The sequence below is a fragment of the Mycobacterium sp. NGS29 genome, from assembly GCF_059812965.1.
On record NZ_JCALDR010000002.1, the window covers coordinates 113,112 to 127,947 of the forward strand.

Annotated in this window: 13 protein-coding genes and 1 pseudogene; 4 read left to right on the forward strand and 10 right to left on the reverse strand. The window is 68.7% G+C overall.

The window, feature by feature from the left end:
* The gene (locus AC5Y5Z_RS02910; RefSeq protein ID WP_463825592.1) at positions 1-945 is read right to left on the reverse strand and encodes an SDR family NAD(P)-dependent oxidoreductase; all 945 of its coding nucleotides are present in this window, start codon (positions 943-945) and stop codon (positions 1-3) included.
* A 216-nt stretch (positions 946-1,161) separates the two neighbouring features.
* Here AC5Y5Z_RS02910 and groL point away from each other — a divergent pair, with 216 nt between their 5' ends.
* Positions 1,162-2,787, forward strand: coding sequence for a chaperonin GroEL (gene groL / locus AC5Y5Z_RS02915; protein WP_463825593.1), 1,626 nt, complete (start codon positions 1,162-1,164; stop codon positions 2,785-2,787).
* Between the two features lie 55 nt (positions 2,788-2,842).
* Here the strand turns inward: groL and AC5Y5Z_RS02920 are convergent, their stop codons facing one another.
* The 3 genes from AC5Y5Z_RS02920 to AC5Y5Z_RS02930 form a co-directional block, all read right to left on the reverse strand.
* Positions 2,843-3,316: a GreA/GreB family elongation factor gene (locus AC5Y5Z_RS02920; protein ID WP_463825594.1), complete on the reverse strand. Its 474-nt coding sequence runs from the start codon at positions 3,314-3,316 to the stop codon at positions 2,843-2,845.
* A 20-nt stretch (positions 3,317-3,336) separates the two neighbouring features.
* On the reverse strand, positions 3,337-3,948 hold the full coding sequence (locus tag AC5Y5Z_RS02925) for an Rv1733c family protein (protein WP_499923262.1): 612 nt from the start codon (positions 3,946-3,948) through the stop codon (positions 3,337-3,339).
* Between the two features lie 133 nt (positions 3,949-4,081).
* On the reverse strand, positions 4,082-5,596 hold the full coding sequence (locus tag AC5Y5Z_RS02930; protein ID WP_499923263.1) for a PucR family transcriptional regulator: 1,515 nt from the start codon (positions 5,594-5,596) through the stop codon (positions 4,082-4,084).
* Between the two features lie 62 nt (positions 5,597-5,658).
* Between AC5Y5Z_RS02930 and AC5Y5Z_RS02935 the strand changes: the two are divergent.
* A pseudogene (locus AC5Y5Z_RS02935) lies at positions 5,659-5,848 on the forward strand (SDR family NAD(P)-dependent oxidoreductase); the annotation flags it as partial.
* Positions 5,849-6,000: 152 nt separating this feature from the next.
* Here AC5Y5Z_RS02935 and AC5Y5Z_RS02940 read toward each other — a convergent pair.
* The 3 genes from AC5Y5Z_RS02940 to AC5Y5Z_RS02950 are packed head-to-tail and all read right to left on the reverse strand — an operon-like array spanning position 6,001 to position 9,663.
* The gene (locus AC5Y5Z_RS02940) at positions 6,001-6,399 is read right to left on the reverse strand and encodes a pyridoxamine 5'-phosphate oxidase family protein (RefSeq protein WP_463825598.1); all 399 of its coding nucleotides are present in this window, start codon (positions 6,397-6,399) and stop codon (positions 6,001-6,003) included.
* An 18-nt stretch (positions 6,400-6,417) separates the two neighbouring features.
* On the reverse strand, positions 6,418-7,884 hold the full coding sequence (locus tag AC5Y5Z_RS02945) for a PPE family protein (RefSeq protein WP_499923265.1): 1,467 nt from the start codon (positions 7,882-7,884) through the stop codon (positions 6,418-6,420).
* Between the two features lie 54 nt (positions 7,885-7,938).
* Positions 7,939-9,663, reverse strand: a complete 1,725-nt coding sequence (locus AC5Y5Z_RS02950) for an N-acyl-D-amino-acid deacylase family protein (RefSeq protein WP_499923267.1) — start codon at positions 9,661-9,663, stop codon at positions 7,939-7,941.
* Between the two features lie 45 nt (positions 9,664-9,708).
* Between AC5Y5Z_RS02950 and AC5Y5Z_RS02955 the strand changes: the two genes are divergently transcribed.
* A complete protein-coding gene (locus AC5Y5Z_RS02955) occupies positions 9,709-10,092 on the forward strand; it encodes a VOC family protein (protein ID WP_499923268.1) in 384 nt (127 codons plus the stop codon).
* A 10-nt stretch (positions 10,093-10,102) separates the two neighbouring features.
* Positions 10,103-10,618, forward strand: coding sequence for a mycothiol transferase (locus tag AC5Y5Z_RS02960; RefSeq protein WP_463825602.1), 516 nt, complete (start codon positions 10,103-10,105; stop codon positions 10,616-10,618).
* A 10-nt stretch (positions 10,619-10,628) separates the two neighbouring features.
* On the opposite strand, the gene AC5Y5Z_RS02965 is transcribed toward AC5Y5Z_RS02960, so the two are convergent.
* The 3 genes from AC5Y5Z_RS02965 to AC5Y5Z_RS02975 all read right to left on the reverse strand — a co-directional run bounded on the left by AC5Y5Z_RS02965 (position 10,629) and on the right by AC5Y5Z_RS02975 (position 14,798).
* Positions 10,629-11,327 carry an anti-sigma factor gene (locus tag AC5Y5Z_RS02965; protein WP_463825603.1) on the reverse strand — a complete coding sequence of 233 codons (699 nt, stop codon included), beginning with the start codon at positions 11,325-11,327 and terminating at the stop codon, positions 10,629-10,631.
* Positions 11,324-11,887 (reverse strand): sigma-70 family RNA polymerase sigma factor, encoded by a 564-nt coding sequence (locus tag AC5Y5Z_RS02970; protein ID WP_463825604.1) that lies wholly within the window; start codon positions 11,885-11,887, stop codon positions 11,324-11,326. The genes AC5Y5Z_RS02965 and AC5Y5Z_RS02970 overlap by 4 nt, the downstream gene beginning before the upstream one ends.
* Positions 11,888-11,966: 79 nt before the next feature.
* Complete coding sequence (locus tag AC5Y5Z_RS02975) at positions 11,967-14,798, reverse strand: MMPL/RND family transporter (protein ID WP_463825969.1); 2,832 nt, start codon at positions 14,796-14,798, stop codon at positions 11,967-11,969.
* Positions 14,799-14,836: the final 38 nt, after the last annotated feature.

Genomic DNA, 14,836 nt, shown 5'->3' on the forward strand with positions numbered 1-14,836 from the left:
TCAGACGGGGAACCGAACCCCGGTGAGCTGTTCGGAGATGTCCCAGAGCCGGCGTTGCAGCTCGACGTCGTGCGACTGGGCGCTGGACTGAACCACGGTGGGATTTCCGCGCTGCTCGGCGAAGCCGTCCGGCCCGTAGTACTGGCCGCCCTGCACCGCGGGGTCGGTCGCCGCGCGCAGCGTCGGCAGGGCCCCGGCCTCGGCGCTCTGGAACAACACCGGTCCGAGCACCAGCAGTGGCTGCAGGTACCACGGCACGTTGCGGGCCAGCTCGGTGCTGGAGCCACCCGGGTGCGCGGCGACGGCGATGGTGGGTGCGGCCGCCGCTGCCAGCCGGCGCTGCAATGCGTAGGTGAACAACAGGTTGGCCAGCTTGGACTGTCCGTAGGCGCCGACGCGGCTGTAGCCGCGTTCCCACTGCAGATCGTCGAAGTGGATGGCTGCGCGCAGCCGGTGACCGAGGCTGCTGACGGTCACCACCCGGGAACCTCGCACCGGCAGCAGGTGCTCCAGCAGCAGGCCGGTGAATGCGAAATGCCCCAGATGGTTGGTGCCGAACTGCAGCTCGAAGCCGTCCGCGGTGAGTTGCCTGGGCGTCCACATCACCCCGGCGTTGTTGATCAGCAGGTCGATGCGGGGGTAGCTGTCGCGCAGCCGGTCCGCACAGCGGCGGACTGAATCCAGCGAACTGAGGTCCAGCTCGGTCAGCGTGACGTCGGCCGGGCGGTCTTCGCGGCCCGCCGCGGCGGCGATGCGGGCCAGTGCCGCGTTGCCCTTCGCCAGGTTGCGCACCGCCAGCACCACGTGCGCGCCGCGGAAGGCCAGGGCTTCGGCGGTGTGGTAGCCCAGCCCGGTATTGGCGCCGGTGATGACGATGGTGCGCCCGCTCTGATCCGGGATGTCGCCGGCTGCCCAGGTGCGGTCACCGTCGCCGTTGGAGGCCATGGCCCGAACATACCCAACTGGGCCGGGGCCTTCTTGCACTCGGCATAGGCGAGTGCTAAAAATGACGTTGGCACTCGCGACCGGCGAGTGCTAGGTCGGGACGGTGAGGCCATTCGGTCGTCCGTCGCGGGCACTGCGCCCGGCCAGCGTAAGTAACGGGACTGCCGTCACCCGATAGCGCCCGTTTCATCCCCAATCCGGAGGAATAACTTCGCAATGGCCAAGACAATTGCGTACGACGAAGAGGCCCGTCGCGGCCTCGAGCGGGGCCTGAACAGCCTCGCCGACGCGGTAAAGGTGACGTTGGGCCCCAAGGGTCGCAACGTCGTCCTGGAGAAGAAGTGGGGCGCTCCCACGATCACCAACGATGGGGTTTCCATCGCCAAGGAGATCGAGCTGGAGGACCCGTACGAGAAGATCGGCGCCGAGCTGGTCAAGGAAGTCGCCAAGAAGACCGACGATGTCGCCGGTGACGGCACCACCACAGCCACCGTGCTGGCCCAGGCCCTGGTCAAGGAGGGCCTGCGCAACGTGGCCGCCGGCGCCAACCCGCTGGGTCTCAAGCGCGGCATCGAAAAGGCCGTGGAGAAGGTGACCCAGACCCTGCTCGACTCGGCCAAGGACGTCGAGACCAAGGAGCAGATCGCGGCCACCGCTGGCATCTCCGCCGGTGACCAGTCGATCGGCGACCTGATCGCCGAGGCGATGGACAAGGTCGGCAACGAGGGCGTCATCACCGTCGAGGAGTCCAACACCTTCGGCCTGCAGCTCGAGCTCACCGAGGGCATGCGGTTCGACAAGGGTTACATCTCGGGCTACTTCGTCACCGACGCCGAGCGTCAGGAAGCCGTCCTGGAGGACCCCTACATCCTGCTGGTCAGCTCCAAGGTCTCGACCGTCAAGGACCTGCTGCCCCTGCTGGAGAAGGTCATTCAAGGTGGCAAGCCGCTGCTGATCATCGCCGAGGACGTCGAGGGCGAGGCGCTGAGCACCCTGGTCGTCAACAAGATCCGCGGCACCTTCAAGTCCGTCGCCGTCAAGGCTCCGGGCTTCGGTGACCGCCGCAAGGCGATGCTGCAGGACATGGCCATCCTCACCGGTGGTCAGGTCATCAGCGAAGAGGTCGGGCTCTCGTTGGAGAACGCCGACATCGCGCTGCTCGGCAAGGCCCGCAAGGTCGTCATCACCAAGGACGAGACCACCATCGTCGAGGGCGCCGGTGACTCCGACGCCATCGCCGGCCGAGTGGCCCAGATCCGCGCCGAGATCGAGAACAGCGACTCCGACTACGACCGCGAGAAGCTGCAGGAGCGCCTGGCCAAGCTGGCCGGCGGTGTTGCGGTGATCAAGGCCGGGGCTGCCACCGAGGTGGAGCTCAAGGAGCGCAAGCACCGCATCGAGGACGCCGTCCGCAACGCCAAGGCGGCCGTCGAGGAGGGCATTGTCGCCGGTGGTGGCGTGGCCCTGCTGCAGTCGGCGCCCGCGCTGGCCGAGCTGGACCTCAAGGGTGACGAGGCGACCGGTGCCAACATCGTGCGCGTCGCGCTCGAGGCGCCGCTCAAGCAGATCGCCTTCAACTCCGGGCTGGAGCCCGGCGTGGTGGCCGAGAAGGTGCGCAACTCGCCCGCCGGCACCGGCCTGAACGCCGCCACCGGTGAGTACGAGGACCTGCTCAAGGCCGGCGTTGCCGACCCGGTCAAGGTGACCCGTTCGGCGCTGCAGAACGCGGCGTCCATCGCGGGCCTGTTCCTGACCACCGAGGCGGTCGTCGCCGACAAGCCGGAGAAGGCGGCCGCTCCGGCGGGCGACCCGACCGGCGGCATGGGCGGTATGGACTTCTAAGTCCGGGTACGAAAAGAGCCCGGTCCCTGGCAACAGGGACCGGGCCTTTTTCGTCTCAGCGGGACGCGGTGCCGGCGGTGTGGATGCCGTAGGGCACCGCGTTGAGCAGCGTGACCGTCACCGCGGCGCCGTTGGGCAGGCGATACGCCCGGCGCTCACCAGGTCGCGCGCCTTCCAGCGCGGCGCCCAACGGGGCCTGGTTGGAGTAGACCTCGATGTCACCGTGTTCGGCACTGCGCACGCCCAGCAGGAACGTCTCGACCGCACCGGTGTCGTCGAAGCGGACGGTCAGCACCATGCCGGGTTCGGCGATCCCGTCGTCCGGGGGATCCTGCCCCACCGTGACGTCGGTCAGCAGATCGTGGATCTGCTGGATGCGCAGCTGCCGTTGCAGTTCGTCGGCCTGCGCCTCGGCGTCGCCGTCGAGAGCTGCGGTGCGACCTGACTCGCGAAGCGCGGCGAGTTCCCGCTGTAACCGGTCATAGCCGCGCTTGGAGATCCATACGCGTTGAGCATCGGCAAGAGTCATTCGGTGTCCTTTCGGTGTTGTCAGGGTCGACTGATGTGGCCGCGGCCCTCGCCGGTCACATCGGCCAGCTCCGGTCGCCAGCTGTCGTAGCGGGACCGGCGCAGCAGCTTGCGGACTCCGATGAAGATCAGTCCGGCCGCAACCGTCACGTTCAGCCAGACCGCCAGCGCCGCGAACACCGCTTCGCGCGCGGCGGACATCTGCGGCGCGCCGGCGTAGGAGCCGTCCCGATTCACCGAGATCTCGACGGTCTCGCCCGGTTTCGGTGCCGTGCGCGCGTGGACCTTGCCGGTGTGTTCCACCCCGGCGGCGAACCACCTAGCGTGCACCTGGGTGAGATCGCTGCGGGCGGGCACATCGAGCACGGTCGCGGTGACCTCGGTTCGACCCTGCGCCTGCGCGGCATGGAACTGGGTGCGGGAGCCGTAGACCGCGGTACCGATGGCGCCGGCGGCGGGAGCTGCCAGCAGCGACACCGCGACGGTCAACACGAGAGCGAACGCTTCGAGTCGATCGCTGACGCGGATCAGCGGGTTGCGGCTGAACAGCACCCGCAACCAGAGCGGCGCGCGCACGGTGAAGGCGGCGCCGTCGCCCGACCGCTGCTGCGGATCGGCGTGCCGGCGGGTCATCGGCGGTCTCCTATCGATGGGCCGCCAAACTTCGGCGGCAATTCCAGGATGACCCGGACGGCCCCGGCACCTGTTGGCCCAGCCGCACAATCGCGCCGACTCACGTTGTAGCGTCTCGACACCGCACAGCGGCTCAGTCGAAATCGGTGGCCGCCAGCTGAATCATCATCGCGAGCCGCTTCTCGGCGTCGTCCAGGGCGAGGTCGGTGACCTCGACCATCTTGCGCATCCGGTTTCGCACGGTGTTCTCATGCACTCCCAACCGCGCACCGGCGGCGGCCGGGTCCCCCTGGGCCGCGAGCCATGCCCGCAGCGTCGCCACGTACGTGGTGCCGTGCGCATCGTCGTGGCGACGCAGATCGGCGACGGGACCCCGGTCCGGCAGCCGGCCGGACCGCGACGCCGTGCGCAACCGCTGCAGCAGAATCTCGTCCCAGCATTCGTCGTACACCGGGACGGCGGCCGACGGCGACGCCTCGTGTAACGCCAGGCACTCGTCGGCCTCCTGCCGGGCGCCGGCCAGGTCGGTCGGCTCGGTTGCGCCGCTGATGCCGGCCACCACGGTGACCCCCTCGGGCAGTGCAGCCCTCAGCCCGGCAACCCATTGCCGGGCCGTTTCCGCTGTCTCGCCGGGTAGCAGGGTGTAGACGGTGCTGCCGACCAGGGCGCTGCGGCCCGGCCGGGACCAACCGAACCCGGCGGTGGCACGCTCGAACGCCAGCAGCAGTACCGCGTCCCGATCGGCAGCGACGGACGGTTGCAACGCGATCACCCGCAGGGGAGTGCGCGGCAGTCCCAGTTTGCTGAGCACCGTCGCGGCGTCGGCTGTGCTTTCCAGCAACCGGATCACCAGCTCGGATTCCACCTGGCGCTCGAGGTCGGCACTTGCGCGTGACCGCAACAGGTGGACGGCCACCGTGTGGGCGCTGTCGACCAGCGCGACGCGGGCCGCACCGTCCAGCGGGCGGGCACACGCCACCCAGACCGATCCCATCAGTTCGCGCCCGGAGCGCACGGCGACCACCGTCCGTCCCGTCACGCCGTGCTCGGCGTCCTCGGGAATGAACAGCGGTTCATCGGAAGCCGCCAGATGCGTGAACACGCCGTCTTCGTCGAAGAACGCCCGCAACCGCTCCGGTGTCTGGCGGGCCAGGATGGTCTGCACCCGTGCGGAATCCGCGTGCTGCTGCTGTCGGGAATATGCCAGCACCTGCATCAACCGGTCGTGGATGACGACGCCGCCACCGATCGCGTCGGCCAGACTGTCGGTGAGGGCGAACAAATCGGTCGGTCCTCGCCCGGATTCGGTCTCGCGGCCCTCCAACACCAGCCCGTAGACCACCGCGGCCAGCTCGCTCCACGACAGCGCCTCGTCGACCAGCAGCACCGCGCCGGGTTCACCGTCGAAGGACGGCTCGACCTCGGCGCGCAGCAACGTCACGACCGCATGCGCCGCGTCGGCCCACCGCATCGCCTCCTCGAGCGAGGTGGCACCGATGGCGAGCAGCACGTCGCCCGTCACCGGGCCGCGCGGCGTGGTCTCGTGCATCACGACGTTGCGCAGCTCGGTCGATCGCGGAATCGACGACCACCGCAGTCGCACCCCGTAACTACCCAGTACGTTGACCAGGCGATCCAGCGTGATCACGCGCCGCTCCTCCAGTTGCCCACAGCGTAATTCAGGGTGCGGTGACGGTAGGTTTCGGTGGCGTGGCTCTCCCGACTCCATCCCCCGCCAGCACCGCCGTCGTGACCGGGGCCTCGTCGGGCATCGGCGCCGACATCGCGCGCGAACTGGCCGGCCGCGGTCACGGCGTCACGCTGGTCGTTCGCCGCGAAGACCGGTTGCGCGAGCTGGCGGACGAACTCTCCGACGGGTCCGGGTGGAGGTGAGCCTGTTCCAGGCCCAGTGCCGCCCATGTCTGCGCCGACCACGATCCGGTGCGCTCCAGTTCGTCGACGGCCTCGATCAGGGTGCGGTCGGGTGGCCCCAGCTGGTGATGCCGGCGGCGTCGGCGTCGCTGCACGGCGGTGCGAGAGGTTCGATGCGGCTCATGCGTCCGGCACGCTGAACACGACGCAGTCGTGCAGACAGCCCGCGGTCGCGGACTCGGCATTGCGGTGCAGCAGGGCGCGGGTGGGCACCACCGTGCAGCGCGCGGCGTCGGTGCCGGCGTCGGCGATCTCGGCGCGCCCGTCGACGATCAGCGAGTAGCCGCCCGGTACCGGCGGCGGCCAGAGCAGGGTGACCTCGACGCGGCGGGCCAGGTTGGCCCGGGTGCCGCCGCCGACCAGGCCCACCTCGACGGTCTGATCGCGCAACACCGGCTCGATCGTCACGGTGTGCACCCGATAGTTGTCGTCGACGGTGATCAGATAGGCGAACGGGAAGTCCGGCAGGGCGGCGGCCAGCCGCTGGAAGTCAACCTTTTTCGCGGTCTTTGCAGCCATGCACCGAGGATAGGCGCGCTACTGCGACCGCACCGGGAACTTGATCACCCGGCTCTGATCCGCGGTGTCGCGCTCAGACGGCGGATGGAACCCGGACTTGGGGATCGGGTCGCTGGGCAGGCTCAGGCTGCTCAGCACCGACTCGCGTGCCAGCGTGGGGCGCGCGCCGGGATCGCCGGACGGGTAGAAGCCGGTCGGGCTGCCGCCGTTGGTGCGCAGGCCTGAGTTGGCGGCGGGGCTGCTGGTGGGGTTGGCCGAGACGGGACTGGGGCCGCCCGGTTCGCCGGCGGCGGCCGGCGCGGGCGCCGACGCGACGACGGGTCCGCTGATGCCGGAGTTCAGCGCGCCGGCCAGACCGGGGTGCAGCCCCCCGGTGGTGGCCAACGCCGAGCCGAGCAGGCCCGAACCGAGCGCCGCGGTTCCCAGACCGCCCGTCGCGTAGTGCGCATTGCCGGCCACCGCGGAGTCCAGGCCGGCCGCGCTGCTGTACATGCCCGAGTTCCAGTGGCTCAGCGGGCCGCCGAGTCCGGCGTCGCCGGAGTTGCCGACCCCGGCGTTGAGGGAACCCGAGTTGCCGAAGCCCATGTTGTCGGTACCGGAATTGAAGAAGCCGCTGTTGCCGCTGCCGGAGTTGCCGAAGCCGGTGTTGCCGCTGCCCGAGTTGAGCCCGCCGAAGCCGAACTGGTGGTCGCCGGTCAGTCCGAAACCGAAGGAGTCGCTGCCGGTGTTGGCGAAGCCGAGGTTGCCACTGCCGAAGTTGGCGATGCCCATGTTGCTGGTGCCGGTGTTGCCGAAGCCCAGGTTGTAGCTGCCGGTGTTGCCGGCGCCGACGTTGCCGATGCCGCTGTTACCGCTGCCCAGGTTGTAGTTGCCGACGTTGTTGTTGCCGATGTTGCCGCTGCCGGTGTTGCGGAAGCCGAAGTTGATGCCGTTGTTGCCGACGTCGATGCCCAGGTTCCGCAGCACCTGCTGCCAGGGGGCCAGTTGGGCGGCCGCCTTCGATGCGTCGAAGTGGTAGTTCACCATCGCAGCCACGTCCGCGGCCCACATCGCTTCGTAGGCGGATTCGGTGTCCATGATGGCGGGCCAGTTCATCCCGAAGAAGTTCGTGGACGCCAGCATCTGCACCAGGCCGCGGTTGGCGGCCACCACGGCCGGCTGCACGGTGGCGGCCACCGCGGCCTCGAACGCCGCCGCCGTCGCCGCGGCCTGCGCCGCGGCCAGGTCGGCCTGCACCGCCGCCGCGCTCAGCCAGGCCATGTACTGGGTGGCGACCTCCATCATCGCCGCGGCGGACGGTCCCAGCCAGGACGAGGTGGTCAATTCTTGGGTGACAGCGGTGAACGACGCCACCGACGACGCCAGCTCCTCGGCCAATCCGCCCCATGCTGCGGCAGCAGCAAGTAACGGTCCCGCGCCGGGACCGGCGAACATTAGTGCCGAATTGATCTCAGGCGGCAACCACGCGAAATGCGGGCTTGTCACCACCCAAACCTACCCGGCTGGGACTGGCCACCGTGGGCTAATCGGGTAACCCGCTCAGACCGCCGCGGGTGCGGCCTGCCGGCCGCGCACCAACCGCCCCGGCCGGGCCGCGGTGGGCTGACCGTGCTCGGCGATCACCTGGCCGGATACCACCGTCGCGACGTAGCCGTCGGCGGTCTGGTCCAGCCGACGCCCACCGGCCGGCAGGTCGTAGGCGATGACGGGTTTGTGCAGCCGCAGCCCCGCGTGGTCGATGACGTTGAGGTCGGCCTTGAAGCCGACGGCGATGCGGCCGCGGTCGGCCAGTCCGGCGATCCGCGCCGGCACCGAGGTGAGTTCGCGGACCGCTTCGGCGACGGTGAAGCGACCGGTCGCCCGGTCCCGGGCCCAGTGCGTGAGGAAGTACGTCGAGTAGCTGGCGTCGCAGATCATGCCGTAGTGCGCGCCGCCGTCGCCGAGGCCGAGTACCACGTCGTCGCGGTGCAGCAGTTCGCCCACGGTGTCCAGCGAGTTGTTCTCCAGGTTGCTGGTGGCGACCAGCAGCATCGCCCGGCCGTCGTCGTCGAGCAGCCGGTCGTAGGCTTCCGCCATCGGGTCCACCCCGCGGGCCCGGGCGCGCGCGCCGATGCTGGTCGACGGGTCCGGCTCGTAGTCGGGGTTGTCGTCGAGCGGGAAGATCCAGTCCCACAGCTGGGCGACGTAGAGGATCGGGTGCCCGGTGCCGGGCTTGTCGGCCAGGATGCGGGCGCGTACCTCCGGCTTGCGCATCTCGGCGACGCGTTCGGCCAGCGGCAGGTCGGCGATCTCGCGGTAGCTGGGGTAGAGCACGAACGGGTTGGCGCTCAGCTGCAGCCCGATGATCAGCCCGATCGGACGGGGCAGTAGCTGCGCGCTGACGTCACCACCGGCCGCGTTGGCCTTATCGATCATGGTGATGGCCTCCGGCCAGGTGGGGTCCCCGGAGTTGCCGACGATCAGGGTGAAGGTGAGCGGCAATCCCACGTCCTCGGCGACGTCGAACACCGTCTGCAACACCTGTTGGTAGCCGCCGGCCGGCACGTCGGGCACGAACTGCAGCAGGCCGCCGCCGCCGTCGACCACGCCCCGGGCGATCTGCTCGATCTCCTCCCGGGCGGCGTCGTAGCTGGGGATCGGAGCGCCGCTCTCGGTTTTGTGGATCATCAGCCGCGAGGAGGCGAAGCCCAGCGCCCCGGCTTCGGTGGCCTCCTTGGCCAGCGCCCGCATCTTGGCCAGGTCGTCGGCGGTGGCGGGCTCGCGGTCGGCGCCGCGTCGGCCCATCACGAAGACCCGCAGCGGGGAGTGCGGCAGGTATGCGGCGACGTCGATATCACGGCGGCGGGCGTCCAGTTCGTCCAGATATTCCGGGAAGGATTCCCAGGTCCACGGCAGACCGTCGGTCATCACGACACCGGGGATGTCCTCCACGCCGGCCATCACGTCGACGAGCACCTCGTGGTCCTCTTGTCGGCACGGCGCGAAGCCGACTCCGCAGTTGCCGACCACGACGGTGGTCACCCCGTGCGCCGAGGACGGCGTCAGCCGGTCCGACCAGATGGCCTGTCCGTCGTAATGGGTGTGCAGGTCGACGAAGCCCGGCGTGACGAGCAGTCCGGTCGCGTCGATTTCCCGCTCGGCTCCCGCGATCACCGACCCGACCGCGGCGATCACACCGTCCCGCACCGCGACATCACCGACGTACGGCTCACCTCCGAGTCCGTCCACGATGGTGCCGTTGCGGATCAGCAGGTCGTAGGTCATCTGAATAATCTACGACCGGGCGCAGGGTCGTGCCAGGATCGCATCGTGATCGATCACCTGGGCATCAACTGTGCCAACTATGCCGATTCGAAGAACTTCTACGACACCGTGCTCGGTGTGCTGGGTTACTCCCGGCAGCAGGATTTCGGTGTGGCCATCGGGTACGGCCGCAACGGTAAGCCGGACTTCTGGATCGCCGACGGCGTCGGCAACGGCGCCGGTTCGGGCCCGAATCGCGAGGTCCACATTGCGTTCCAGGCGCAGGACGAGGCTGCGGTGCGCGCCTTCTACGAGACTGCGGTGAGCCTGGGTGCGGAGCCGTTGCACGCCCCGCGGCGGTGGCCGGAGTATCACGCCGGTTACTACGGTGCCTTCGTGCGCGATCCGGACGGCAACAACGTGGAGGCGGTCTGGCACGGCGGCCCGTAGGGTCGGCCTGGTGACAAATCCCGACGCCGCCGTGCAGGAACTGCTGCGCGATGCATTCACCCGATTGATCGAGCACACCGACGAAATCACCGACGGGCTCACCGCTGAGGTCGCCGACTACCGGCCGACTCCCGAAGCCAACAGCATCGCCTGGCTGGTCTGGCACAGCGCCCGCGTGCAGGATCTGCAGCTCGCTGACATCGCGGGGGTCGAGGAGGTGTGGACCCGCGACGGTTGGGTGGACCGGTTCGGGCTGGACCTACCGCGGCGCGACATCGGGTACGGGCACGGTCCCGACGATGTCGCCAAGGTGCACGCGCCCGCCGACCTGTTGGCCGGCTACTACCGGGCGGTGCACGAATTCACCCTGGAGTACGTCGCGACGGTGACGGCCGCCGAGCTGGCCCGCGTGGTGGACACCAACTGGGATCCGCCGGTCACCGCGAGCGGGCGGCTGGTCAGCATCATCGACGATTGCGCGCAACACCTGGGCCAGGCCGCCTACCTGCGGGGCATCGTGAAGTAGGGCCGGCGCGTCAGCCCAGCGGCAATTCGGCGAGCACCGGGCTGGTCGGCTGCAGCGACCCGGTGCCGGGTTCGACGGTGAACGCCAGCACGGTCGAGCCGCCCAGATTGTCCAGCGTCGCCTTCGTGGACGGCGCCACCGCCGCAACGCCCATGGTGCCCGCCGACGTCGGGCCGCTCGTGCCGATCAGCCACATCTGATACACGCTGCCCGGCGGCGGCGGCGGCACGTTGTTCATCACCAACACGCCCGCGTTGCGGTCGCGGGAGAACATCACCGTCGCCGTTCCCGGCCCCAGCGGCCGGGACACGGTCCGCACGTCGGGTGCGGCCAGAACCTGCTCGGCCATCGTCGGCGACGGCCGCATCAGTACACCGAGGCCGAACGCCCCCAGGCCGATCGCGATGGTCGCCGCCGCCGCGATGAGGGCGGTGCGCCGCTGCGGCATCCGGCGCAGCGGTGTCGCAGCGGGGGTGGCCCGGGCCAGCACGGCGGCGCGCAACTGATCGGGCGGTTCGGCCGCACTGGCCGACGACAGCACCGCCATGGTCTCGCGGATGGCGCGGACCTCGTCGGCGAAGGCCGCGGCGACCGGCGCCGGCGCGGCGTCGACCCGGGCGTCGACCTCGACCCGCTCGGCGTCGGACAACGCGTGCAGGGCATAGGGTGCCGCCAGCTCCAGCAGGTCGAAGCCGTGGGGGGCGGTCATGACACGTCCAGACAGTTGCGCAACCCGCGCAGCGCGTCGCGCATGCGTGACTTGATCGTGGACAGGTTCGCCGCCAACCGCTGCGACACCTCGGCGTAGGTCAGTCCGCCGTAGTAGGCCAGCTCGATGCACTGTCGTTGCGCTTCGGTCAACCCCTCCAGACACCCGACCACCCGGCGGCGTTCGTCGCCGGCTATCGCCGAATCGGCGACGACGTCGGTTGCCGACTCGAAATTCGCTGTGCCGTAGCGTGATTCGCGTTCAGTCCCGGCCTGTTCGCTGCGCACCCGATCCACCGCGCGCCGGTGCGTCATGGTCATCAACCAGGCCAGCGCCGAGCCCTTGGCGGTGTCGAAGTCCGACGCCGTGCGCCACACCTCGAGGTAGATCTCCTGAGTGGTCTCTTCGCTGTAGCCGGAGTCACGCAGCACCCTGGTCACCAGCCCGTACACCCGGGTTTTCGTCTGGTCGTAGAACGCCGCGAACGCGGCGTCGTCGCCTGCGGCCACCCGGCGCAGCAAGGCGTCCAGGTCGTTGCTGGAGGGGGGCGGGCCGGTCATCGATCGGTAGCCTAACGCCCCTTGGTTGCACACCTGCTATTCGGAGGCCGGGGCTGCCCGGATGGCCGGACCGACGGGACTAACGGTCGCCGCTGAGCGCCGGTATCCGCTCGGTCGGCCGCTCGATGCGCGCCAGGGCGGGGCTGCGGGCCGGGCGCGTCCGCACCCGGATCGGCCACCAGAACCAGCGGCCCAGCAGCGCGGCAATCGACGGCGTCATGAAGGCGCGCACGATCAGCGTGTCGAACAGCAGACCCAGCCCGATGGTGGTGCCCACCTGGCCGATCATGCGGGCATCGCCGATGATCATCGAGGCCATGGTGAACGCGAACACCAGACCCGCGTTGGTCACCACCTTGCCGGTGCCGCCCATCGACCGGATGATTCCGGTATTCAGACCGGCGTGGATCTCCTGTTTGAACCGGGAGACCAGCAGCAGGTTGTAGTCCGATCCCACGGCCAGCAGCACGATGACCGACATCGCCAGCACCAGCCAGTGCAGCGGGATGCCGAAGATGTGCTGCCAGACCAGCACGGCCAGGCCGAAGGAGGCGCCCAGCGACAACGCCACCGTCCCGACGATCACCGCGGCGGCCACGAAGGCGCGGGTGATGATCAGCATGATGATGAAGATCAGGCACAACGAGGAGATGCCGGCGATCAGCAGATCCCATTTGGCGCCGTCGGAGATGTCCTTGAACACCGCCCCGGTGCCGGCCAGGTAGATCTTGGCGTCTTCCAGGGGCGTCCCCTTCAGGGATTCCTCGGCCGCGGTGCGTATCTGGTCGATGCTGGCGATGCCTTCGGGCGACGCGGGATCACCCCGGTGCAGGATGATGAACCGCGCTGCGTGCCCGTCGGGGGTCAGGAAGTTCTTCATGGCGCGCTTGAAGTCTTCGTTCTTGAACACCTCGGGCGGCAGGTAGAACGAGTCGTCGTTCTTGGCGGCGTCGAATGCGTGGCCCATCGCCGTCGCGTTCTCGCTCATCTCGTCCATCTGGCTGAAGATCCCCGACATGGTGCTGTGCATCGTCAGCATCATGGTCCGCATGCTCACCATGGTGTCGATCATCGGCGGGAAGGTGGCGATCATCTGCGGCATCAGTGTGTCCAGCTGTTTGATGTCGCCGACCAGGACGTTCAGTTGCTCGGTGAGCTGATCGATCCCGTCGAACGCGTCGAAGATCGACCGCAGCGTCCAACACACCGGGATGTCGAAACAGTGCTTCTCCCAATAGAAGTACGAGCGGATGGGCCGGAAGAAGTCGTCGAAGTTGGCGATCTTGTCGCGCAGGTCGTTGGTGATCTGCTGCATCGCCTCGGTGTCGCCGACCATCTTGTGCGTGAGGCCGACCAGCTTCGTCATCAGCGCGTACATGTTCTGCATCAGCGCGATCGTCTTGGTCATCTCGTCGGCCTGCTTGAGCATGTCGTCCATGCGGTCGCGCTGGAATTTCATGGTCTGCACCTGACCGGCGTTCTGCATGCTCATCTGGAACGGGATCGACGTGTGGTCCATGGTGGTGCCGTCGGGCCGGGTGATGGCCTGGACGCGGGAGATGCCGGGCACCCGGAAAATGCCTTTGGCCAGCTTGTCGAGCACCAGGAAGTCGGCCGGGTTGCGCAGGTCGTGATCCGATTCGATCATCAGGATCTCCGGCTTCATGCGGGCCTGGGAGAAGTGCCGGTCGGCGACGGTGAAGCCCTGGTTGGCCGGGATGGACGGGGGCAGGTAGGCGCGGTCGTCGTAGCTGGGTTTGTAGCCCGGCAGCGTCAGCAGGCCGATGATCGCGATCGCCAGGGTGACCGCCAGGATGGGCAGCGGCCAGCGCACCACGGCCGTGCCGATGCGGCGCCAGCCCCGCACCGACAGCACCCGCTTGGGATCGAACACCCCGAACTTGCCGCCCACCACCAGGATGGCCGGGCCCAGCGTCAGCGCGACCAGGACCGCCACCAGCATGCCGACCGCGCACGGGATGCCCAGCGTCTGGAAGTAGGGCATCCGGGCGAAGTGCAGACAGAACAGGGCGCCGGCGATGGTCAGCCCGGAGCCCAGGATCACGTGCGCGGTGCCGTGATACATGGTGTAGAACGCCGACTCCCGATCCTCGCCGGCCTGACGCGCCTCCTGGTAGCGGCCGATGATGAAGATGCCGTAGTCGGTGCCGGCCGCGATCGCCAGTGACGTGAGCAGGCTGACCGAGAACGTGGACAGCCCGATCAACCCGTTGTGTCCGAGCAGTGCCACCGCGCCGCGTGCCGCGCTCAGTTCGATACCGACCGAGATCAACAGCAGGAAGACGGTGAGAAACGAGCGGTAGATGAACATCAGCATCAGCGTGATCACCAGGACCGTGGTGATGGTGATCTTGGCCATGGACTTGTCGCCACTGTCATGCAGGTCGGCGGCCAGCGCCGACGCGCCGGTGACGTAGGCCTTGAGACCGGGCGGGGCCTTGATGCCGTCCACGATCTTGCGCACGGCCAGGACCGACTCGTTGGCCAGGGGTTCGCCCTGGTTGCCGGCCAGGGTGAGCTGGACGGTGACGGCTTTGGCGTCGTTGCTCTGCGCGCCCGCGGCGGTCAGTGGGTCACCCCAGAAGTCCTGGATGCTCAGGACGTGTTTCTTGTCCTCGCGTAGCTTGCGGACCATCTCGTCGTAGTACTTGTGCGCCTCGGCGCCCAGCGGTTTGTCGCTTTCCAGGACGATCATCCCGAAGCTGTCGGTGTCGCCCTCCTTGAAGGCGTTGCCGATGTGCTTGAGCGCCACGAAGGACGGCGCGTCACCGGGGCTCAACGACACCGACCGTTCCTGCCCGACGACTTCCAGCGACGGCAGGAAGACGCTGAGCAGCACCACGACCACCAGCCAGAACAGGATGATCGGCACCGCGAGGGCATGGATCATCCGCGGGATGAACGGCCGATGGGTGTCGGTGGCGGGCC